Annotated in this window: 19 protein-coding genes, 1 other RNA gene and 1 pseudogene; 11 read left to right on the forward strand and 10 right to left on the reverse strand. The window is 63.7% G+C overall.

Translation table 11 applies throughout. The annotated features are described in order from the left end of the window. Positions 1-182 precede the first annotated feature (182 nt). The 3 genes from NE850_RS20900 to ffs all read right to left on the reverse strand — a co-directional run bounded on the left by NE850_RS20900 (position 183) and on the right by ffs (position 3,832). Positions 183-509 carry a YbaB/EbfC family nucleoid-associated protein gene (locus NE850_RS20900; protein ID WP_007182071.1) on the reverse strand — a complete coding sequence of 109 codons (327 nt, stop codon included), beginning with the start codon at positions 507-509 and terminating at the stop codon, positions 183-185. A gap of 67 nt (positions 510-576) precedes the next feature. Further along, the gene (gene dnaX / locus NE850_RS20905; protein ID WP_310699362.1) at positions 577-3,474 is read right to left on the reverse strand and encodes a DNA polymerase III subunit gamma/tau; all 2,898 of its coding nucleotides are present in this window, start codon (positions 3,472-3,474) and stop codon (positions 577-579) included. A 259-nt stretch (positions 3,475-3,733) separates the two neighbouring features. Beyond that, an RNA gene (ffs, locus tag NE850_RS20910) (signal recognition particle sRNA small type) lies at positions 3,734-3,832 on the reverse strand. A gap of 453 nt (positions 3,833-4,285) precedes the next feature. Between ffs and trxA the strand changes: the two genes are divergently transcribed. The 8 genes and pseudogenes from trxA (at position 4,286) to NE850_RS20950 (ending at position 12,935) form a co-directional block, all read left to right on the forward strand. Then, on the forward strand, positions 4,286-4,612 hold the full coding sequence (gene trxA / locus NE850_RS20915; protein WP_006048864.1) for a thioredoxin TrxA: 327 nt from the start codon (positions 4,286-4,288) through the stop codon (positions 4,610-4,612). Positions 4,613-4,850: 238 nt separating this feature from the next. Continuing rightward, positions 4,851-6,119 (forward strand): transcription termination factor Rho, encoded by a 1,269-nt coding sequence (gene rho, locus NE850_RS20920; RefSeq protein ID WP_006048863.1) that lies wholly within the window; start codon positions 4,851-4,853, stop codon positions 6,117-6,119. Positions 6,120-6,281: 162 nt separating this feature from the next. Beyond that, positions 6,282-6,590: pseudogene (locus NE850_RS20925) on the forward strand (MerR family transcriptional regulator); the annotation flags it as partial. After that, positions 6,590-8,146, forward strand: a complete 1,557-nt coding sequence (locus NE850_RS20930) for an MFS transporter (RefSeq protein ID WP_007182074.1) — start codon at positions 6,590-6,592, stop codon at positions 8,144-8,146. The pseudogene NE850_RS20925 and the gene NE850_RS20930, both read left to right, overlap by 1 nt. Before the next feature lie 15 nt (positions 8,147-8,161). Then, entirely contained in the window at positions 8,162-8,995 is an 834-nt protein-coding gene (locus tag NE850_RS20935) for a zinc-dependent peptidase (RefSeq protein WP_007182075.1), read from the forward strand. A gap of 249 nt (positions 8,996-9,244) precedes the next feature. After that, positions 9,245-9,511, forward strand: coding sequence for a type B 50S ribosomal protein L31 (locus NE850_RS20940; RefSeq protein WP_007182076.1), 267 nt, complete (start codon positions 9,245-9,247; stop codon positions 9,509-9,511). Positions 9,512-9,795: 284 nt separating this feature from the next. After that, complete coding sequence (locus tag NE850_RS20945) at positions 9,796-11,553, forward strand: glycosyltransferase family 39 protein (RefSeq protein ID WP_035518152.1); 1,758 nt, start codon at positions 9,796-9,798, stop codon at positions 11,551-11,553. Positions 11,554-11,555: 2 nt separating this feature from the next. After that, positions 11,556-12,935 carry an MATE family efflux transporter gene (locus NE850_RS20950; protein WP_007182078.1) on the forward strand — a complete coding sequence of 460 codons (1,380 nt, stop codon included), beginning with the start codon at positions 11,556-11,558 and terminating at the stop codon, positions 12,933-12,935. 18 nt (positions 12,936-12,953) lie between these two features. Here the strand turns inward: NE850_RS20950 and NE850_RS20955 are convergent, their stop codons facing one another. Beyond that, a complete protein-coding gene (locus NE850_RS20955; RefSeq protein WP_165185811.1) occupies positions 12,954-13,403 on the reverse strand; it encodes a carboxymuconolactone decarboxylase family protein in 450 nt (149 codons plus the stop codon). Continuing rightward, positions 13,355-13,861: a MerR family transcriptional regulator gene (locus tag NE850_RS20960; protein ID WP_007182080.1), complete on the reverse strand. Its 507-nt coding sequence runs from the start codon at positions 13,859-13,861 to the stop codon at positions 13,355-13,357. The genes NE850_RS20955 and NE850_RS20960 overlap by 49 nt, the downstream gene beginning before the upstream one ends. A 335-nt stretch (positions 13,862-14,196) precedes the next feature. On the opposite strand from NE850_RS20960, the gene NE850_RS20965 reads away from it, so the two are divergent. Together NE850_RS20965 and NE850_RS20970 are read left to right on the forward strand one after the other, a co-directional pair. Then, positions 14,197-14,796 (forward strand): helix-hairpin-helix domain-containing protein, encoded by a 600-nt coding sequence (locus tag NE850_RS20965; protein WP_007182081.1) that lies wholly within the window; start codon positions 14,197-14,199, stop codon positions 14,794-14,796. A gap of 214 nt (positions 14,797-15,010) precedes the next feature. After that, the gene (locus tag NE850_RS20970; RefSeq protein WP_007182082.1) at positions 15,011-15,439 is read left to right on the forward strand and encodes a YidB family protein; all 429 of its coding nucleotides are present in this window, start codon (positions 15,011-15,013) and stop codon (positions 15,437-15,439) included. Positions 15,440-15,583: 144 nt separating this feature from the next. Here the strand turns inward: NE850_RS20970 and clpB are convergent, their stop codons facing one another. Together clpB and NE850_RS20980 are read right to left on the reverse strand one after the other, a co-directional pair. Further along, complete coding sequence (gene clpB, locus NE850_RS20975) at positions 15,584-18,181, reverse strand: ATP-dependent chaperone ClpB (protein ID WP_007182083.1); 2,598 nt, start codon at positions 18,179-18,181, stop codon at positions 15,584-15,586. A 119-nt stretch (positions 18,182-18,300) separates the two neighbouring features. Then, complete coding sequence (locus tag NE850_RS20980) at positions 18,301-18,801, reverse strand: Rrf2 family transcriptional regulator (protein WP_007182084.1); 501 nt, start codon at positions 18,799-18,801, stop codon at positions 18,301-18,303. Between the two features lie 304 nt (positions 18,802-19,105). Here NE850_RS20980 and NE850_RS20985 point away from each other — a divergent pair, with 304 nt between their 5' ends. Beyond that, positions 19,106-19,651 (forward strand): group III truncated hemoglobin, encoded by a 546-nt coding sequence (locus tag NE850_RS20985; RefSeq protein ID WP_165185809.1) that lies wholly within the window; start codon positions 19,106-19,108, stop codon positions 19,649-19,651. 211 nt (positions 19,652-19,862) lie between these two features. Here the strand turns inward: NE850_RS20985 and NE850_RS20990 are convergent, their stop codons facing one another. From NE850_RS20990 to glp, 3 genes are read right to left on the reverse strand one after another with little or no spacing between them, the layout of a single operon-like run. Continuing rightward, positions 19,863-20,339: a molybdenum cofactor biosynthesis protein MoaE gene (locus NE850_RS20990; protein WP_007182086.1), complete on the reverse strand. Its 477-nt coding sequence runs from the start codon at positions 20,337-20,339 to the stop codon at positions 19,863-19,865. Positions 20,340-20,373: 34 nt separating this feature from the next. Further along, positions 20,374-20,631 (reverse strand): molybdopterin converting factor subunit 1, encoded by a 258-nt coding sequence (gene moaD / locus NE850_RS20995; protein WP_007182087.1) that lies wholly within the window; start codon positions 20,629-20,631, stop codon positions 20,374-20,376. Between the two features lie 26 nt (positions 20,632-20,657). Then, positions 20,658-21,905, reverse strand: coding sequence for a gephyrin-like molybdotransferase Glp (gene glp, locus NE850_RS21000; RefSeq protein ID WP_165187434.1), 1,248 nt, complete (start codon positions 21,903-21,905; stop codon positions 20,658-20,660). Positions 21,906-21,967 lie beyond the last annotated feature (62 nt).

Genomic DNA, 21,967 nt, shown 5'->3' on the forward strand with positions numbered 1-21,967 from the left:
CGGCGATGGCCTCGCGAGGCACGCGCTGCACATTTCGGCCGAGGCGCGGCCAGTCGGGTCAGGCGCGGAACGCGCGCAGCGAGTGCAACCCTGACGGCAGGTACGGCTCGCGCGTTCCATTATGCCGTTCACGCCGCCGCGACTGCAGCCGCGGCCCGGACCCCGCCTTGCGGCGGCGTCGTTCAGAACGGCAGCTTGAAGCCCGGCGGCAGCGGCAGGCCCGAGGTCATGCCGCCCATCTTTTCCTGGGCAGTGGCTTCAGCCTTGCGCACGGCGTCGTTGAACGCGGCGGCGACGAGGTCTTCCAGCATGTCCTTGTCGTCGGCGAGCAGGCTCGGGTCGATCGACACGCGGCGCACGTCGTTCTTGCAGGTCATCGTCACCTTCACGAGACCGGCGCCCGACTGCCCCTCGACTTCGATCAGTGCGAGTTGCTCCTGCATCTTCTTCATGTTTTCCTGCATCTGCTGGGCTTGCTTCATCAGCCCGGCGAGTTGGCCTTTCATCATGGACATGCTCCTTCTTGATAGCGTGAAATTCGGAAATCGGGCGCGCTCTGGCGTATCGCGCGGCGAATCAGTGGACCGACGGCGCTCCGTTGGAACCGGCGTCCGGAGTAATCGGGCGGACCGAGCCGGGCACGATGCTCGCGCCGAACTCGCGGATCAGCGACTGCACGAACGGATCGGCGCCGATCTCGCGCTCGGCTTGCTGCTGCCGCTGTGCGCGCATGGCGGCGTCGTGGGCGGCGGCCGTACGGCGCGCCGGACCGACTTCGACCAGCACCTCGACAGTCTGGCCGAGCCTGTCGGCGAGCGCGGTTTTCAGTTTAGCGACCTGCGAGGCTTCAGCGTACTGCGGCACCGGCACGTTCAGTTTGAGCGTATTGCCTTCGAGCGCCATGAGTTCGCTGTTGAACGCGAGCTGATACGAAATGCCCTTGAGCGGCAGATCGACGGCAAGCGCCGGCCAGTCACCCTTGAAGCCCAGCGGATCGAGCGGCACGGCGGGCGGCAGCGGACGTTGGTCGATCACCGGCGCCGGCGCCGGCGTCGACGCGGGCGCCGGCGCGGCGCTCACGCGGACATCGTCCGGGCCGCTGTCGAACACGGGCATATAGCCGTCGTCCGGCAGGCCGTAATAGCCTTCGTCGGCGGCCGTGAGCGGCATGTATTCGTCAGGCGGCGGCATGTCATCCCACGGCGGCACCGACGAGCCATTCTGCTCAGCGCCGTTGCGGTGCGCTAGCGACGAAGACGCTGATCCTGCCGCGCGCGCGGCAGGTGCTGCCGGTGCGGCATCCTGCTGCGGCGCACGGCGTGGCGCGCCCGGCGTCGGCACGGGAACGACGACGCGCGGGGCGGCGGGTTTCGGCGTGGCCGGCGCGCCGGGCTTCGCGGCAGTTGCCGCGCTCGCGCGGCCACGGTCCGACGACACTTTCAAACCGGCGCTGCGCAAGACGTCGAGGGCGGCGCTCGCACCGCCCGCGCGACGGGGTGCAGTATCGGCTACGGGCGGTAGTTCTTGCGACGGCGCCGCAGCCGCGGCTTGCTCCGTGCGCGCAAACGCGGCGGCTGCCGGTGCGCTCAGCGAAGATGCGGGAGCTTCGCCGGCGCGTGTTTCGTCGTTAAGAGTTGCGGTTGCGGAGGCTCCGTTCTGGGCCGCACCGTTGAGATCAGCGATTGCGGAGGCTTCGCTCGAAGCAGATTCGTTAAGGCCAGCGGATGTGGAGGCTTCGTTCGCCACCGAACCGCTGTGGCCAGCGGACGCGGAGACTCCATTCGAAGCCGCACCTTTGGAGCCTGCGGCCGCGGAGACATCGCTCGAAGCAGGATCGTTGAGGCCAATGGCTGCGGACACTTCGCCCGCTGCCGAGTTGACGGGGGCATCGTCCCATGGAGCCAACGCGGGTACCGGGGCGGCAGCCGCCGCGGACGTCGGTGTCGGTTCCAATTCATCGATAACCGGCGCCGGCTCTGCAACTATTGCCGGTTCTGCGACAGGCGGCTGCCCGGCGATCGCGCCTTGAGCAGAATCCGCCGCGGCATCCTGAACGTCGCCAGCCGCAGGCTGCACTTCAACCGTGCTGTCGGCTTGCGCCATGGCGCGCGTTGCCGATTCAACCGGCGCTGCCTCAACCACGACGCCCTTATCGGCCACAACAACTTTACCCGGCTGTGTTTCGCGGCCCGGCGCGGCAGCGCTCACCTGCGCTTCACGCGAAGTCCCCGGCACTGCGCTCGAAGCCGCTACCGGCCGCGCCTGTGAAACGGGCGAACCCGACGCACCCTGCTGCGCGGCCACGGCCGGCGCACCGGCGCGTCTCGCTCCGCCCGCGCCGGACTGGCCCGGCGCACGCGCCGCACCCACGGCCCCCCCGCCGCCCATAGGCGCCGGTTCGAACGCGAGCATGCGCAGCAGCGTCATGGTGAAGCCGGCGTATTCGTCCGGCGCGAGACCCAGTTCGCTTCGGCCGATGGTCGCGATCTGATAGAACAATTGCACCTGCTCGGCGCTCAGCGCTTCGGCGAAGCGGCGCAGATCACCCGCCTCGGGCCACTCGTCCAGTACCGACGACGGCGCGAACTGCGCCCACGCAATCCGGTGCAGCAGACTCGCCAGATCCTGCAATGCCGTCGAAAACGACAGGCTGCGCAACGCCATCTCGTCGGCCACCGACAGCACCGCGGCGCCGTCGCCGTCAGCGAGGGCGTCGAGCAGGCGGATCAGATAGCTCTGGTCGAGCGCGCCGAGCATGCCGCGCACCGCTTCTTCATTGACCTGGTTGGCCGAGTAGGCAATCGCCTGATCGGTCAGCGAGAGCGCGTCGCGCATCGAGCCGTCGGCCGCGCGCGCGAGCAGGCGCAGCGCCTGGACGTCGTACGGCACCTTTTCTTCGCCGAGAATGTGCTCGAGATGCGAGACGATATGACCGGCGGGCATCTGCTTCAGATTGAATTGCAGACAGCGCGAGAGCACCGTGACCGGAATCTTTTGCGGATCCGTGGTGGCGAGAATGAACTTGACGTGCGCTGGCGGTTCTTCCAGTGTCTTCAACATCGCGTTGAAGGCGTGGTTGGTCAGCATGTGCACTTCGTCGATCATGTAGACCTTGAAGCGCGCATCCACCGGCGCATAAACGGCGCGCTCCAGCAGCGCAGCCATTTCGTCGACGCCGCGATTACTCGCCGCGTCCATCTCCACATAATCGACAAAACGCCCTTCGTCGATCTCGCGGCACGCGCGGCATACGCCGCACGGCGCGGAGGTCACGCCAGTTTCGCAATTCAGCGCCTTGGCGAAGATGCGCGACAGCGTGGTCTTGCCGACGCCGCGTGTGCCGGTAAACAGATAGGCATGGTGCAGACGGCCGCCGTCGAGCGCGTGCGTGAGCGCGCGCACCACGTGCTCCTGTCCGACGAGCGAAGCGAAATCCTTCGGCCGCCATTTGCGTGCGAGAACTTGATAGGTCATCAGGAAATTGTATCAGTAACAATGCCGCGCAAAACGATTCGCGACAGCGCTCGAACGCATGCTGCCACATCATTGAAACTGGCTAACGGACCGATAGAAAAAAATAGACGAGGCGCGCGCGGAAACACCACGGAGCATGGCTGCATGCGCCTGTACTCAACGTATCCAGGGATAACAGAAGAAGGAATGCGTTGCGGAAGAACTCGCGCAGGACACACCGCAGAACAAAACGGAAAACAGAGGAAATACAAAAGAGGAAGGTGACGAGCCCGACCCTCGGCACTGGTGGAAAACGGCTGTGGCTGCTTCGTTCCCGACCTGACCAGGTTGACCATCCCTCCATGCGAGGAGGCCCGTCACGAAACATTCTATCATCGCTTGGCCTGTCGCGCGACTGTTAATACGACCAAAGCGTCAACAGTGCGCTGAATCGCGACCTTCGCTTCATATAGACAAGGCCGTATCAACATCGCGGCCGCCCGCAATGCAGCCACTTGAGTTTGGCCGCCGAGCCACCAGATACGCTACGTCGTGGTTGATGAAACACGGTGGCACTTCATCGGCAGCCGTTGGCCCCACTGCCCCTGATGAGTACTATCGCCCCCGGCAACGCATAGCGAATTAAGCTAAACTGCCGTACGGATGACCCGCGAGCGCGAGCCTTCCGCATATTCCGTAACAGGTTTTCACCTTTTCCGGCATGTGTCGGCAAGGCTCTGGTTGCGGCAAAGCGAACGGAAGTTTCCTTAGATTTTGACGTATCGTGGCGAGCAATTCAGGCGGGCCTCGAACCGATAGAGGTATTCATACAATGAGCGAACAAATCAAGCATATTAGCGACGCATCGTTCGAACAGGACGTCGTGAAATCCGATAAACCCGTGCTGCTCGATTTCTGGGCTGAATGGTGCGGTCCGTGCAAGATGATCGCGCCGATCCTCGACGAAGTCGCGAAGGATTACGCCGATCGCCTGCAAATCGCCAAGATCAACGTCGACGAACACCAATCGACTCCGGTCAAGTTCGGCGTGCGCGGCATCCCCACGCTGATTCTTTTCAAGAACGGCGCTGTCGCCGCGCAGAAAGTCGGCGCGTTGTCGAAGTCGCAACTTACCGCGTTCCTCGACGGCAACCTGTAAAAGCGGCCGCATCGGCGCGCTCGGGGTCCGCTGGGGCCTGCGGGTGCGTTGTGTTGAGCGTGTTGTCAGCCGGCAACACGCTCAACAAGAAAGATGCCATGCCGTCGCACTGGCGGAAATTGGCGTGTGCTATGCTAGAATCCGCAAAACGTCGAAAAGACGTGTAAGTCCTTGAGCGGTTCCGCTCACTCTCCTCCCAGATTTCATTTCGTCGCACCTTCTCCTGCGGGTTCTCCGTATGCATTTATCCGAGCTTAAGACTCTGCACGTGTCCGAATTGATCGAGATGGCCAATGGCCTCGAGATCGAAAGTGCGAACCGCCTGCGCAAGCAGGAATTGATGTTCGCCATTCTAAAAAAACGAGCCAAAACGGGCGACACGATCTTCGGCGACGGCACGCTCGAAGTGCTGCCGGACGGCTTCGGCTTCCTGCGTTCGCCGGAAACCTCGTACCTCGCCAGCACGGATGATATTTACATCAGCCCGTCGCAAATCCGCCGCTTCAACCTGCATACGGGCGACACGATCGAAGGCGAAGTGCGCACGCCCAAAGACGGCGAACGCTATTTCGCGCTGGTGAAGGTGGACAAGGTCAACGGCCAGCCGCCGGAGGCCTCGAAGCACAAGATCATGTTCGAAAACCTGACGCCGCTGCACCCGAACAAGGTGCTGCTGCTCGAACGTGAAATGCGCGGCGAGGAAAACGTCACGGGCCGCATCATCGACATGATCGCGCCGATCGGCAAAGGCCAGCGCGGCCTGCTGGTCGCCTCGCCGAAGTCGGGCAAGACCGTGATGCTTCAGCACATTGCGCACGCGATCAAGCAGAACCATCCGGATGTCGTGCTGTTCGTGCTACTGATCGACGAACGCCCGGAAGAAGTGACCGAAATGCAGCGTTCGGTGGCGGGCGAAGTGATCGCCTCCACGTTCGACGAACCGGCCGCGCGTCACGTGCAAGTGGCCGAAATGGTGATCGAAAAAGCCAAGCGCCTCGTCGAAATGAAGAACGACGTGGTGATTCTGCTGGACTCGATCACGCGTCTCGCGCGCGCTTACAACACCGTCGTGCCGGCCTCGGGCAAGGTGCTGACGGGTGGTGTCGACGCCAACGCGCTGCAACGTCCGAAGCGTTTCTTCGGCGCCGCGCGCAATATCGAGGAAGGCGGTTCGCTGACCATCATCGGCACGGCGCTGATCGAAACCGGCAGCCGCATGGACGACGTGATCTACGAAGAATTCAAGGGCACCGGCAACATGGAAGTGCACCTGGAACGTCGCCTTGCCGAAAAGCGCGTGTATCCGTCGATCAACCTGAACAAGTCGGGCACCCGTCGCGAAGAACTGCTGATCAAACCCGAAGTGCTGCAAAAGATCTGGGTGCTGCGCAAGTTCATTCACGACATGGACGAAGTCGAGTCGATGGAATTCCTGCTCGACAAGATCCGCCAGACAAAGAGCAACTCCGAGTTCTTCGACATGATGCGCCGTGGCGGCGGCAGCTAAGGCCAAGCTCCTGTGCCGATATAGCGGCACTCACCACAGCATCCGCACCGCATAAAGAAGCCGCTCGTCGCAAACGAGCGGTTTTTTTTCGTCCGTCCTTTTGCCGTTTTCGCGCGGCAGATTTCACCCCTCGCCTTTCGGCTGCCAGCGCCATCTGTCGCACGCCCGCTCGAACCTGTCGACGGAGGCCACCGCTACTCCACCGAATCGCTGCGGCAGATTCACGACGCCATCGCTCAACAGGTCGAAGCGCTCGACGCGCGCATCGACACGATGCGCCGCGAACTGAAGGAAGCGCAGAAGCTGCGCGCCGAGCTGAGCCCCGATCTCGACTATCTCCAGCGGCGCCTCGCCGGCGAGAATGCCGACGCGCTGCTCGCGCAGCGCCGCAGCGCGCGCGCGAAAACACGCAGCACGCCGCCCGCGAAGCGCGTCGACAACCCGGACGACTCCGCGCCGGACGAATTCTGATGAGCACGACGTCGTCCCGCGTGCCGTTGTTCAGCGTCGAAAAACTGCGCGGCGACTTTTTCCCATGGGTGCTGGCCGTCGTCACCGGCCTCGACTATTTCGACAATTCGATCTTCTCTTTTTTCACCAGCTATATCGCGGGCGGCATCAACGCGTCGCCCGATGAACTGGTGTGGGCGTCGAGCGCCTATGCGGTCGCGGCGGTGCTGGGCATCCTGCAGCAACAGTGGTGGGTCGAACGCTTCGGCTACCGGCGCTACGTGGCCGGCTGCATGCTGCTCTATTCCGCCGGCTCGGTGGCTGCGACGCTATGCGAATCGTCGATCGAACTGGCGTTCGCGCGCGGCTTTCAAGGCTACTTCATCGGCCCGATGATGGGCACCTGCCGCATCCTGATCCAGATGAGTTTCAAGCCGCAGCAGCGGCCCGCGGCCACCCGCGCGTTTCTCGTGCTGATCGTCCTGAGCAGTGCGCTCGCGCCGCTGATTGGCGGCCAGCTGGTCGCGTATTTCGACTGGCGCGCGCTGTTCGCATGCACCGCGCCCGTGGGCGTGCTGTTCGCCGTGCTGGCCTTGCTCGCGTTGCCCGACTCGGGCAACCGCCTGCCCGAGGAACGCGGCGCCGCACATTTCTGGCCATATCTCATCTTCGCGTTCGCCCAAGGCGCCCTGCAAATCGTCATGCAACAGGTGCGCTTCCAGTTGTTCAGCGCGTCGCCGGGACTGATTCTGCTGACCGTCTCCGGCATCGTCGCGTCAGGCTGGTTCGCCTATCATCAGTGGCATCATCCCGCGCCGCTCGTGCGCCTCAATGCGTTGCGCGAAAAGGTGTTCCAGGCCGGGCTCGTACTCTATATGTTTTACTACTACATCTCGACCGTGTTCAGCTATCTGATCTCGCGCTTTCTCGAAGGCGGTCTCGGCTATCCGGTCGAAAACACCGGGCAACTGGTCGGCGTGACGTCGCTGATTTCCGCCAGCGCGCTGTTCGTCTACCTGCGTTATGCGAAGCTGCTGCCACGCAAGAAGTGGATCATCGTGCCGGGTTTCGCCGTGGCCGCGTTCGCCGCGGCGTGGATGACGCGCATGTCGCCCGGCGTCGGCGAGGCGGCGCTGATGCTGCCCCTGCTGCTGCGCGGCCTGCTGTTGCTGTTCATCGTGTTGCCGGTGGCCAATCTCACTTTCAGGATCTTCGCCATCGAAGAATTCACGCACGGCTACCGGCTGAAAAACATCGTGCGGCAGGTGACGATCTCGTTCGCGACGGCCTCCGTGATCATCGTCGAGCAGCATCGGCAGACGCTGCACCAAACACGCCTCGCGGAGTTCGTGAATCCGTACAATCCGGTGTTCCAGAATTCACTCGTCACGCTGACGCGAGGTTTTGCCGCCGCAGGTCGCTCACCGTCCGAGGCGCACTCGCTGGCGCTCGTGGAAATCAGCCGCACGGTCGCGCAACAGGCCAGCTTTCTGGCCTCGTTGGACGGTTTCTATTTCCTGGTCGGCGTGGCGATATGCGGCGGCATTTTCGCCGCGTGGCAAAAACAGATCGACTAAAGGTTGCATCAGGCCATGCTCTCGAAACTCACTCAATGGCTCGGCACACGCCGCCGCGAGCGCGCGCTGCGCGACTACGCGATCGACGACTCGCTCTGGCGAGCCACGCTCGACGGCCTGCCGTTCCTCGCGCACCTCGACGCGCCGGATCTCCTGCGTTTGCGCGAACTGACGAGCCTTTTCCTCGCGCAAAAGGAATTTTCGACCGCGCACGAGCTCGAGCTCACCGACGCAATGACCGTGGCGATCGCCGCCCAGGCATGCCTGCCGGTGCTGAACCTGAGCCTCGATCTGTATCGCGGCTGGGTCGGCGTGATCGTCTATCCGGGCGAATTCGTGATCCGCAAGACCGTCGAGGACGAAGACGGCGTGGTGCACGAAGTCGAACAGGACGCGAGCGGCGAAGCGTGGGAAGGCGGGCCCGTGGTGTTGTCGTGGGAAGACGCGCAGATGACGGACGGCACGGACGCCTACAACGTCGTGATTCACGAGTTCGCGCATAAGATCGACATGCTGAACGGCGAGGCGGACGGCCACCCGCCGCTGATGCGCCGCTGGCACGCACCGCTCGATTCGCAGGCGTGGGCCGACGTGTTCGACCACGCTTACGACCGCTTCTGCGCCAAGGTCGACGCGGTGCCGGAGCGCCGCTGGGCGCGCTTCGAGCGCGACTCGCTGATCGATCCGTACGCGGCGGACCATCCATCGGAATTTTTTGCCGTTTGCAGCGAGGCGCTGTTTGTCAGGCCGCAAGCGTTCGAAGCCGAATATCCGGAGCTGTACCGGCTGCTCGCGCGCTTTTACCGGCAGGATCCGGCGCGGGTCGGCCTGACGTTCACCGCCGGCTGACGCGCAACGCCCACTGGACAAGGCCGTCCAGTCCCGGTCGCGCGCAGGCTGCGATCCGGCAGGCAAGCGGCGAAACCGGCACTCACCGCGGCCCAAAGGTGACCAAAAGGCGGCCACAAAAGTCGTCAAGCGACTGATTTTCTGGCATAATCGCCGTTTTTCGACCATAGGCAAGTGGCTCGCGCCTAGATGCGGTCCGTTCAATACGGTCGCACGCGGGTTGGCTACCGCCAGATTAAAGGAAAGACCATGAAAGAAGGCATTCACCCGGATTACCGCGAAGTTCTGTTCATCGACGTGTCGAACGACTTCAAGTTTGTGACGCGCTCGACCATCCAGACGCGTGAAACCGCCGAATTCGAAGGCAAGACCTACCCGCTCGCCAAGATCGAAGTGTCGTCGGAATCGCATCCGTTCTACACCGGCCAGCAAAAGATCATGGACACGGCAGGCCGCGTCGAGAAGTTCCGCAACAAGTTCGGCTCGCGCGCTACCGGCAAGGTCGCAGCGAAGTAATACCCGCCTCGTCGCCGGCTCTGGCCGGCAGCGCAGCAGGAGCAAAAAGGGCAGCGCGAGCTGCCCTTTTTTGTCGCCTTGCCGATTGATCAGCGATGGCCGGGAACGAACACGGCGCACTGCCGAACCCGTGTTACAGCTTTTCCATCCACGTTGCGAGCCGTTACCGGCCGTGACGCGCATCGCACGGCACGACTACAATGCCGGATGCTCCAAATTGGCCATTCCAGCCGGACATGCCGTCCGGTCCCGGCTGCACCGCTTATCCGATATCCACACACCGCATGAGACCTGTCGTTCGCCTCACTGCCTCAGCGACCAGTGCGTTGCCGCGCTGGCTGCTGCTGACCATCTGTATCGTCTACGCATCGTTTGGACTATTCGGCCGCGATCCGTGGAAGAACGAGGATGCAGCCGGCTTCGGCGTCATGTGGACCATGGCGAACGGCAGCGCGCACGACTGGCTTCTGCCCAACCTGGTCGGCAAATATCTCACCGAAGACGGCCCGCTCGGCTACTGGTTCGGCGCCAGCGCGATCCGCGCGCTCGCGCCATGGGTCGACGCGAGCAACGCCTCGCGCGTCTTCACGGGCCTGATGTTCTGCGCGGGTTGCGCGTTCGTGTGGTATGCCGCTTACCTGCTCGGCCGGCGCGCCGAAGTCCAGCCGTTCAAATACGCGTTCGGCGGCGAGCCGGAACCGCGCGACTATGGCCGTACCCTCGCCGACGGCGCGTTGCTGATCCTGCTCGCCTGCTTCGGCCTCGCCGAGCGCGGCCACGAAACCACGCCGCAGCTCGCGCAGTTCTTCGGTATCGCGATGCTCGTATATGGGCTCGTGCGCATGATCGACAAACCGGTTCAAGGTGCGCTGATCTGGGGCCTCGCCATCGCCCTCGTCACCCTGGCCAGCAGCCCGGTGCTGGTCGGTGCGCTACTGCTCGGCACGCTGGCGATGACCCTGATCGTGCGCGAGACGCGCTCGCGCTGGCTGCTGCTGGCGGGTCTGCCGGTGGCGCTGGTGCTGTCGTCGGCGTGGCCGGTCGCCGCGCTCGCCACTTTCCCCGACGACGCCGTCTGGTACCTCAATCAATGGGTGCATGTCAGCCTGAGTTCGTTCGCCGGGCCGCCCGGCTCGGTCGCCGGCTATGCGCTCAAGAATCTGCCGCTCTTCACCTGGCCGGCGTGGCCGCTGGCACTCTGGGCGTGGTTCAGCTGGTCGGGCCTGCGGCGCGCGCCGCATGTGGCGATCCCGCTTTCGGTGATCGGGCCGCTGCTGGTGCTGGTGATCCTGCAGAGCCATCAATCGAACCGGCTGTACATGCTGCTGCTGCCGCCGCTCGCCGTGCTGGCCGCTTTCGCGCTGCCCACGCTCAAACGCGGCGCGATCAATGCGATCGACTGGTTCGCGCTCCTGAGCTTCACGATTCTCGGCAGCTTCGTCTGGCTGGTCTATATCGCGGGGCTGACCGGCTTCCCGTATCCGCTTGCGCGCAATCTCGCACGGCTCGCGCCGGGCTTCGCGCCGCAGTTCAAGGTGCTGTCGTTCGTCTGCGCGGTCGCCGTGACGATCTGCTGGTTCGTGCTGGTGCAATGGCGCCTTGCCCGTCATCCGAAAGTCTTGTGGCGCAGCGTGGTGCTCTCGAGCGCCGGCACCACCTTGATGTGGGTGCTGCTCATGACGTTATGGCTGCCGGTCGTCAATTACAGCCGGACCTATAAAGACGTTGCCGAACAGATCGCCGCACATCTGCCGGACGACTACACCTGCATCTCACCGGTGCGCCTCGGCAATGCGCAGATCGCGACCTTCGCCTATTTCGGCGACATGCATTTCTCCTTCGACCAGGACTGCGACGTGATCCTGCGCCAGGACACGCAGGATTACGGCGAACCGAGCGCAATGTCCGACTTCGTCTGGAAACTGGTGTGGGAAGGCCGCCGCGTGGCCGACCGCGACGAACGCTTCCGCCTGTACGTACGCATCGACCGTCCGAAGCCGCCGGTCGTCAAACGCCGCAACTGGCACAAGAAGTCCGGCTGACCATGTTCGCCGACGTACGGAAAATCGCCGCGCTCGCCTGGCCGGTATTGATCGGCCAGCTGGCGATCATCGCATTCGGCGTGATCGACACGGCGATGGTGGGCCGCTACTCGGCGGTCGATCTGGCCGCGCTCGGCCTGGGCTCGTCGATCTATATCTCCGTCTACATCGGCCTGACCGGCATTCTGACCGCGCTGCAGCCGATCACCGCGCAACTCTACGGCGCGCGCCGCTATAGCGAGATCGGCGAGGAAGTTCGCCAGGCTTTGTGGCTCGCGCTGGCGCTGACCGTGATCGGCTTCCTGCTTCTGTTTTTCCCCGGCCCCGTGCTGCATCTGGCGCGCGTGCCCGAGGCGCTGCACGACCGCACGGTTGCCTACCTGCGGATTCTGGCCTTCGGCTTGCCCGCCGGCCTCGCCTTTCGGGTCTACAGTTCGGTCACCAACGCGGTCGGCAAACCGCGGCTCGTGATGATCCTGCAGATCGGCGCGCTGCTGCTCAAGGTGCCGCTCAATACATGGTTCATTTTCGGCGGCCTCGGCGTGCCGGCGCTCGGCGGCCCCGGTTGCGCGCTCGCCAGCACCACGATCAACTGGGGGCTTGCCATACTCGGCATGGTGCTGCTCACGCGCGTCGACGTATTCACGCCGTTCGCAATCTTCGCACGGTTCTGCTGGCCGGTCTGGCGGCGTCAGGCGGCGCAACTGCGGCTAGGCATTCCAATGGGCCTGTCGTACCTGATCGAAGTCACCTCCTACACGTTCATGGCGCTCTTCATTGCGCGCTTCGGCACGACGACGCTGGCCGGTCACCAGATCGCCGGCAATATCGGCGCAGTGCTGTACATGACGCCGCTGTCGATCGGCATTGCTTCGTCGACGCTGGTCGCGCAGGCGCTCGGCGCGCATCGCCCGGAAGCGGCGCGCACGCTGTCGCGTCACGGCATCACGATGGCCGTGACGATCGCCTGCTGTTATGCCGCGATCGTGCTGGCGCTGCGGCCATTTATCATCGAAGGCTATACGCCGAATGCGCAGGTCGTGGCGGCGGCGTTGCCGCTGGTGTTGATCGTCGCCTGCTATCACCTGTTCGATGCGTTGCAGATCACAACCGCGTTCGTGCTGCGCGCCTACAAGGTGGCGGTCGTGCCGACCGTGATCTACGCGGTGGCGCTGTGGGGCGTGGGGCTCGGCGGCGGCTATGTGCTCGGCTTCAACGTGACCGGTATCACACCGGAATGGTTGACTGGCGCGCGCGGCTTCTGGGTGGCGAATACCGCGAGTCTGGCGATTGCCGGCATTGGCTTGCTGATGTACTGGCGGGTGGTGAGCAAGCGGCATTTGCGTCGCGAGACGGCGCTTCAGGCCGATTCGGCCGCTTGACGGAGTGGCCGCGGATTCTCACCCCGCGTGCGCCTCCTCCGGCATCTGCGCCGCGTTTGCAGGGGGTTGCGCCTCGCTCAATGCCCGATCGTGTCGCTCGAAAATCTCACGCGCCGCGAACAGCGCATTCAGCGCCGCCGGAAACCCCGCATAAAGCGCCATCTGCATGAACACCTCGACGATCTCCTCGCGCGTGCAGCCGACGTTCAACGCCGCCTCGATATGCACCTTCAACTGCGGTTGCGCGCAGCCGAGCGTGGCTAGCGACGCGATCGTCGCGATTTCACGCGCGCGCAAATCGAGTTGCGGCCGGCTGTAAATATCGCCGAAACCGAATTCGATCAGCAGACGGCCCAAATCCGGCGCGATCGGTGCGAGCGCGGCGATCACCTGCTCGCCGGCCGAGCCGTCGATTTCCTTCAGTTTGTCCCAGCCTCGGGTGTAGCGGTCGTTGTGTGGGTGGTCCATGATGAGTCCTTTTCCTGATGTGAATGTGCCCGGGTTTCGCCGGTCGTTTCGTCGGTGTGTCGTGTCGAATGATCCGCGGCGGGTGTGCGCTCGGCTGCTTCGTAGTGCGCGATCTTGTCGACGATCGCGCCGAGATTGAGCTGCAACCCGGCGATGCGCGCCAAAACTGCATCCCGATGCGCCACCAGCATGTCGCGGCGCGCGCCCACGGTCGGTTGACCTTGCGCGCGCAGCGCCGCGAACGCCTGCATACCGGCGATCGGCATGCCGGTCGCCTTGAGCCGCATCAGGAACCGCAGCCAGTCGAGATCCGCCGGCGAATACAGCCGATGCCCCGCCGCCGTGCGCCCGACCGCGCGGATCAAGCCCGCCTGTTCGTAATAGCGCAGCGTATGTGTCGAGACGCCGATCGTTTCAGCAACCTGGCCGATGGTGAGTGCTTTCGAGATATTCGACATGACGGAACTCAGGTTAGGACTTCGAGTGCACTCTAAGTCAAGCGCGTCGTGCTGTCATTTGTTCTCTCCGCGGTTCTCGCGTTCATTCTTTATGGCATGTGCGTTTTGCTCGATAAGCTCACAACAGCCTAATAACCAGGCAAAAGGTTTAAATCCTGTTCACATTGATTTACTTGTCACGAATCGATCGGTATAAATCGTCCGCGTTCGCAAATAAGGGCGCGCAATTTGTTCTATGCTTAAGCGCAGCATCTGCTGACAGGATGCGTCGTCCCGAGTCGTCCTGAATCGTCCCTTTGCGGCTAACTTTTTTTGCCCTCAATGGAGTGCTTGCCATGCTGAAGAAGCTTTTAATGCTTTGCGTCGCTTTGGCTTTGTCGCTGTCGGCCGGATTCGCTGCGGCCGTCGAAGTGAATTCCGCCGACCAGGCGGCGCTCGAATCGGTCAAGGGTATCGGGCCGGTGCATGCGAAAGCGATCATCGACGAACGCACAAAGAATGGCCCGTTCAAGAACGCCGATGATCTCGCCACACGCGTCAAGGGCATCGGCACGAAATCGGTGACCAACCTCGAAGCAGCCGGCCTGACGATCAACGGCTCATCCACGCCGCCGACCGGCGCCAAGCCCGCCACCAAGGCGGCCGGCACCGCCGGCACCAAGGCAGCACCGGCCGCCGCGCCTGCAGCCACCACCGCAGCCACCCCGGCAGCGCCAGCCGCGACCACCCCGCCGGCCGCGCCATCTGAAGCTTCCGGTGCGAAGGCGTCGAAGTCGAAGAAGAAGAGCAAGGCCGCGGCTTCCGAGGCGGCGGCTTCCGCGCCGGCCGCGACAACCGCGGCGGCGCCGGCCGATGCCTCCGGCAGCAAGGCTTCGAAGAAGAAAGCAAAGAAGAGCAAGGCCGCATCGGCTGCGGCGGCCTCGGGCGGTGCCTGAACCGGACGCGGACCGGACGCGAATGAAACGGAGTACGAAACAGGATTGAGCGCCAGCAGCGTAACGGCCCGTGCGATACGCGCATGATCCCCATGCGACGAATCACCGGCGCCCTCCCGCCGCCGACCGCCTTCCTTCCACGGCGCCGCGCAAGCGCGCGGCGTTTTTACCCGCCGACCCGTCAGACACGTGTCGGCATTCAAGAGAGACCGTCATGAGCCTACTCGACACACTCGGTTCCCTGGTTGGCAAGTCGCCCGAAGGCGGAGGCCAGCAAGCCCTGGTTGCGGCCGCACTCGAATTCGTCAATAGCCAGCCGGGCGGCCTGAACGGCCTGATCGACCGTTTCAAGGAAAAAGGTCTCGGCGACGTCGTGACCTCATGGGTCAGCAACGGCGAGAACCAGCCGATCGCGGCCGACGCGCTGCACAGCGTACTCGGCTCCGAGACCGTCACCAACCTCGCGGCAAAAGCCGGCGTGCAGCCGGATCAGGTCACCGGCCTGCTGTCACAGATTCTGCCGCACGTCGTCAACGCTGCCACGCCGGAAGGCGAAGTGCCGGCCGAGGGCAAGCTGAACGCCACCACCGTGCTCGGCGCGCTCGGCGGCCTGTCGGCGCTGTTCGGCAAGGGCACCGCTTAAGCACAAGCGCCCACTGGCAATCGCGCAGCCCACGCGGTCAGCGGGCAAAAAAAACCGGCAACGAAGTCACCTTCGTTGCCGGTTTTTTACTTCGGCGGGAACAGCTCGACCGCTGCCGTTCCGTCGTTCGCCGAGCGCGTCTTGTTAATGCACGACGCGTTCGAACACCAGTTTGCCGTCTTCCACTTCGACCGGAATCACGTCCTTCGGACCGAACTTGCCGGCCAGAATCAGCTTGGCGACCGGATTCTCGATCTCCTGCTGGATGGCACGCTTCAACGGCCGCGCACCGAACAGCGGATCGTAGCCGACCTTGCCGACGTGTTCGAGCGCCTCGTCCGACACCAGCAGTTGCATATCGAGCTTGGCGAGCCGCTCCTGCAGACGCTGCAACTGGATCCGTGCGATCGACTGGATGTTCGAACGGTCGAGTGCATGGAACACCACGACGTCGTCGATCCGGTTCAGGAACTCGGGCCGGAAGTGCAGCTTCACTTCTTCCCAGACCGCGTCCTTCACCGCTTCCTGCGGCTCGCCGACCATCGCCTGGATCACCTGCGAACCGAGGTTCGACGTCATCACGATCACCGTGTTCTTGAAGTCCACGGTACGGCCCTGTCCGTCGGTCATGCGGCCGTCGTCGAGCACTTGCAGCAGCACGTTGAACACGTCCGGATGCGCCTTCTCGATCTCGTCGAGCAGGATCACGCTATACGGCTTGCGGCGCACGGCTTCGGTCAGGTATCCACCCTCTTCATAGCCGACGTATCCCGGCGGCGCACCGATCAGACGCGCGACGCTATGCTTCTCCATGAACTCGCTCATGTCGATACGGATCAGATGATCTTCCGAATCGAACAGGAACGACGCGAGCGCCTTGCACAACTCGGTCTTGCCCACGCCGGTCGGGCCGAGGAACAGGAACGAACCATACGGCCGGTTCGGATCCGACAGACCCGCGCGCGAGCGGCGGATCGCATCGGCCACCGCGCTGATCGCCTCGTCCTGGCCGACCACGCGCGCGTGCAGCTTCTCTTCGATCTGCAGCAGCTTTTCGCGCTCGCCCTGCATCATGCGCGACACGGGAATGCCGGTGGCGCGCGACACGACTTCAGCGATTTCTTCCGCACCGACCTGCGTGCGCAAGAGGCGCGGACGCGTCGGATTGTTCTGCTCGCTCGCCTCGGCCTTGGTCACTTCCTTCAACTGCGCTTCGAGTCCCGGCAGCTTGCCGTACTGCAACTCGGCGACCTTCTCGAGCTTGCCTTCACGTTGCAGGCGCGTGATTTCCGCACGCGTTTTTTCGATCTCTTCCTTCAGTTGCGCGCTGCCTTGCACCGCGGCTTTTTCCGCGGTCCAGATTTCGTCGAGGTCCGAATATTCGCGGTTCAGCCGCTCGATTTCTTCCTCGATCAGTTGCAGACGCTTCTGCGACGCTTCGTCTTTTTCCTTCTTGACGGCTTCGCGCTCGATCTTCAACTGGATCAAACGACGGTCGAGCCGATCCATCTCTTCCGGCTTCGAATCGATTTCCATCTTGATCTTCGAAGCGGCTTCGTCGATCAGGTCGATGGCCTTGTCCGGCAGGAACCGATCCGTGATGTAGCGATGCGACAGTTCAGCCGCCGCCACGATCGCCGGGTCGGTGATATCGACGCCGTGGTGCAGCTCGTACTTTTCCTGCAGACCGCGCAGGATCGCGATGGTGGCTTCGACCGTCGGTTCGTCGACCAGCACCTTCTGGAAGCGGCGTTCGAGCGCGGCATCCTTTTCGATGTACTTGCGATATTCGTCGAGCGTGGTCGCGCCGACACAATGCAACTCGCCGCGCGAAAGCGCCGGCTTGAGCATGTTGCCCGCGTCCATCGCGCCTTCGGCCTTGCCCGCGCCGACCATGGTGTGAATTTCGTCGATGAAGACGATGGTCTGGCCTTCGTCTTTCGCGATGTCGTTCAGCACGGCCTTCAGGCGCTCTTCGAATTCGCCGCGATACTTGGCGCCGGCCAGCAACGCCGCCATATCGAGCGACAGCACGCGCTTGCCCTTGAGCGTTTCCGGCACTTCGCCGTTGACGATACGCTGCGCCAGACCTTCGACGATCGCGGTCTTACCCACGCCCGGTTCGCCGATCAGCACAGGGTTGTTCTTGGTGCGGCGTTGCAGGATCTGGATCGAGCGACGGATTTCGTCGTCGCGGCCGATCACCGGATCGAGCTTGCCGGCCCGCGCGCGCTCGGTCAGATCCACGGTGTATTTCTTCAGCGCTTCACGCTGGCTTTCGGCGTCCTGGCTGTGCACCTGAGAGCCGCCGCGCACTGCGGCGATCGCGCTTTCCAGCGACTTGCGAGACAAGCCGTGCTGACGCGCGAGACGGCCGGCTTCGCCTTTGTCGTCCGCGACGGCGAGCAGGAACATCTCGCTCGCGATGAACGTGTCGTTGAGTTTTTGCGCTTCCTTGTCGGCCTGGTTCAGGAGGCCGGTCAGATCGCGGCCGATCTGCACGTTGCCGTCGGTGCCCTGCACCTGCGGCAGACGCGTGATGGCGTCGCCGAGCGCCGTTTGCAGCGCCTGCACATGCACACCCGCACGCGAGAGCAGCGAACGCGCCGAACCATCCTGTTGGGCGACGAGCGCCGACAGGACGTGAACCGGTTCGATGTATTGATTGTCGTGGCCGACAGCCAGACTTTGCGCATCGGCCAGTGCTTCCTGGAATTTAGTGGTGAGTTTGTCGATTCTCATCAAGAGACCTCCAATTTCGATTACCACCAAAATGAGGTGTTTTATCCAGGTTTCAAGCGCTTTTTTGCATCAGGCGACGAATATTTGACGTTTGACGCAAGAGAACTGCCGCACCGCCTTCAGGCAAGCGGCGCGGAGCCGCCGCCGGCCGGCGCGACCGGCACGATCGGAATCACGCTGCTCAGGCCGAGCAGCGCGGACAGCGGCCCGTGCGGCTGCGCCACCTCGCCAATGGTATGCCGGTCGAGCTCGGAGAGAAAGGCGTGGCGTGCCGCCTCGAGCGCGCCACGCAGACGGCACTGCGACGTAATGACGCAAGCCCGGCGCTCGCCCTGCTGGTCCGGAAAACAGCCGACGAGTGCAAAGTCGCTTTCCGTCGCGCGCACGATTTCGCCGACCGTCAGCGCGCTGGTTCGATCGGCGAGCCGCAATCCGCCGTTGCGCCCACGCACCGTCTCGACCCAACCCAGTTCGCCGAGCTGCTGCACGACTTTCATCAAGTGATTCTTGGAAATGCCGTACGCGTCCGAAATGTCCCGGATCGTCGATAACCCTTCGCCGCGCACGGCAAGGTATAGCAAAACGCGTAGTGAGTAATCCGTATAGTCGGTCAGTCTCATGGGTGCAGGTATCACGATGAGCGCAAGCCGCGATCCGGAGATAACCGCGTCGATGCAAGGGTTGCCGTGTGCCGTCGCTTCGCCCTAAGATGCAGGCGCTGCGCATGTTTTCCTGTTCTGCGCAGACAGGCGGTGTTGAACTTTCGGCAGTAATGGTAACGTTTCCTGCCTGGGGCATTCTTACGAAAAGCGGGGTATTCGCAGCCTACTTCCTTTCGTTTGGACTCCACTTTGAGGCCATTTCTGACGCTGCGCGGCGCCGTGTGGCAACTTACAACGAAGCGCCGCATTTTCTGGAATCAGCATGAACCCGTCTTTCCCTGCCGCGCCGGCGGTCGAACGCGCCGCCCGTCCCACCGAAACGAATATCCGCGAACTGGTCTACGCCTTTTATGACCGTGTGCGTGCCGATGCGCTGCTTGGGCCGGTGTTCGACGCGACACTCGCAGGCCGCTGGGACGATCATCTGCCCAAGATGTGTACGTTCTGGGGCAGCCTTGTACTCGGCGCAAAGCAATACCGCGGCAACGTGCAGCAGGCGCACCAGCCGCTCGAGGGAATCGAGCCGCAGCACTTCAGCCGCTGGTTGTATCTGTTTCTGGACACGGTCCAGTCGCGCTATGAGCCGGCTGCGGCGGTCCGTTTCATGGAACCGGCGCTGCGTATCGCCCAGAGCCTGCAGTTGAGTCGTTTCGGCTGGGATTACAAGATCCCGGAGGAACAACAGGCGCTGCTCGAACGCGTTGCGCCCAAACGGCCGCCGCGCGAGGGTGACGATGCCGCTCATGCGGCACGCGCGCCAGGCGAGCCATTTCCGACGCGGGTTGTCGGTCAAGCTCGGGACGAGTGATTTAGTGGGTCTATCGACGCTGGCGCCGTGCGGCTGACGCTTCGGGACTGCTTCGGGGCTGTCTGCATCAACACGGCGTCAGGCTATTTGGGCCCGTCACGCGCTCGCAAGATGCGCGCGCATGCTATGGTGCCAAGCGCGCTTCAGAACCGTTTGAGAGCCGCCACAAACGCCTGCTGACTCCCATCATGCCGCAACCCCACCGCCACGCCTATTCCACCGTCCGGTTGTCCGATTCGATGCCCCAGCGGGCGAGCGCCGCGTCGTCGGTGACACGGGCGTCGACCCAGCGCTCGCCGGCCTCGGTTTTCTCTTTCTTCCAGAACGGCGCCTGGGTCTTCAGATAATCCATCACGAATTCGCACGACGCGAACGCTTCCCCGCGATGCGCGGCCGTCGTCGCCACGAGCACGATCTGATCGAGCGGATACAGCTTGCCGACCCGATGCACGATCAGCACCTCGATGCCCGGCCAGCGTTCACGCGCGCTGACGATGATCGCCTCCAGCGACTTCTCCGTCATGCCGGGATAGTGTTCGAGCTCCATCGTCTCGATCGTGCTGCCGTCGTTCAGGTCGCGCACGGTGCCGACAAAACAGGCGACCGCGCCGATCTTCGGGTTGCGCGCGCGCAATCCGGCGACCTCGGCGGTGAGGTCGAAGTCTTCCGTCTGGATACGAACGGGCATCTGCGGCTCCTATGCGATTAAGCGGCGTGGCGACTCAGCCGCCGGTGACGGGCGGAAAGAACGCGACTTCGCAGCCCTCGGTGACGCGCGTGCCGGCGCCGGTCATGACGTGGTTGAGTGCCATGCGCAGCGCGCGGCCTTCGGCCAGCGTATCCGCCCAGATACCGCCGCGCACGCGCAGCCACGCGCGCACGTCGCCGACGGTCGCGATGCCGTCGGGCAGATCGACGGTTTCGTCGGCCAATTCGAGCGCTTCGCGCACGCTCGCAAAATATCGGAGTTGGATCTTCATCGGGATGGCGCCGGCGGTTACCGGCCTCAGTTCAACAATTCGGAAAAAGGAATGAAGCGTACGGTCTCGCCGGCGCTGATCGCGTGATTCGGCGGGTTGTCGATCAGGCCATCGCCCCAGACGGTCGAGGTCAGCACAGCCGAACTCTGGTTCGGAAACAGATCGAGCCCGCCAGCCGGATTGATACGCGCGCGCAGAAATTCGTTGCGGCGATCGGCCTTGCTCTGCGTGAAGTCCGCGCGCAGCGACAGCGCGCGCGGCGCGACCGCCTGCACGCCGGCCAGACTCAGGATGAACGGGCGCACGAACAGTAGGAAGGTCGCGAAGCTGGACACCGGATTGCCCGGCAGACCGATAAAGAAGGTCTCCGCCGACGCCGAATCCGGCGCCGCCGCGGTCTCGCCACGCCGCGCTGCACGGCGCACCGCGCCGAAGGCGAGCGGCTTGCCCGGCTTCATCGCGATCTGCCACATGGCAAGACGCCCTTCTGCTTCCACAGCCGGCTTCACGTGATCCTCCTCGCCCACCGACACGCCGCCGCACGTGAGGATCAGGTCGTGTGCCTCGGCGGCTTCACGCAAGGTCGCGCGGGTCGCATCGAGCTTGTCGGCGACGATGCCGTAATCGGTCACTTCGCAGCCGAGTTTTTCCAGCAGGCCACGCAGCGTGAAACGGTTCGAGTTGTAGATCGCGCCAGGCTTCAGCGGCTCACCCGGCATGGTCAGCTCGTCGCCGGTGAAAAATACGGCAACCTTGACGCGCCGCCGCACCGCGAGTTCGGCGCAACCGACCGACGCGGCGAGCCCCAATGCCTGCGGCGTAAGCCGCGTGCCCGCCGGAAGGATGACCGAACCGCTGCGGATATCCGCGCCTTGCGCTGTAATCCATTCGCCCGGTTCCGGACTGTGCAGGATCACGACGTCTGTGTCGGCGGCTTCGGTTTGCTCCTGCATCACGATCGCGTCGGCGCCGGGCGGCACCGTGGCGCCCGTGAAGATGCGCGCCGCCGTACCGGGCTTCAGGGGCTCCGGCGCGTGGCCGGCAGGAATGCGCTGCGAAACCGGCAAGCGGCTGTAGTCCCGAACCGTCAGGTCCGCCGTGCGGATCGCGTAGCCGTCCATTGAACTGGTGTTCATTGGCGGGACGTCGAGCGGTGAAGTGACGTCGGCCGCGAGAACACGGTTCAGCGCATCCAGCGTGGGGATCGACTCTGTGCCGGCAATCGGGCTCGCTGCGCTGAGCAGGGTCGCCAGCGCTTCGGCGGTGGCAAGCATCGGCGCGCGGGGCATGGGTGTGGACATCTCGGGTCTCGGAGCCGCAGGTTAAAAGAATATTG

The sequence above is a fragment of the Paraburkholderia sp. USG1 genome (assembly GCF_031570135.1).
GTDB lineage: Bacteria > Pseudomonadota > Gammaproteobacteria > Burkholderiales > Burkholderiaceae > Paraburkholderia > Paraburkholderia dioscoreae.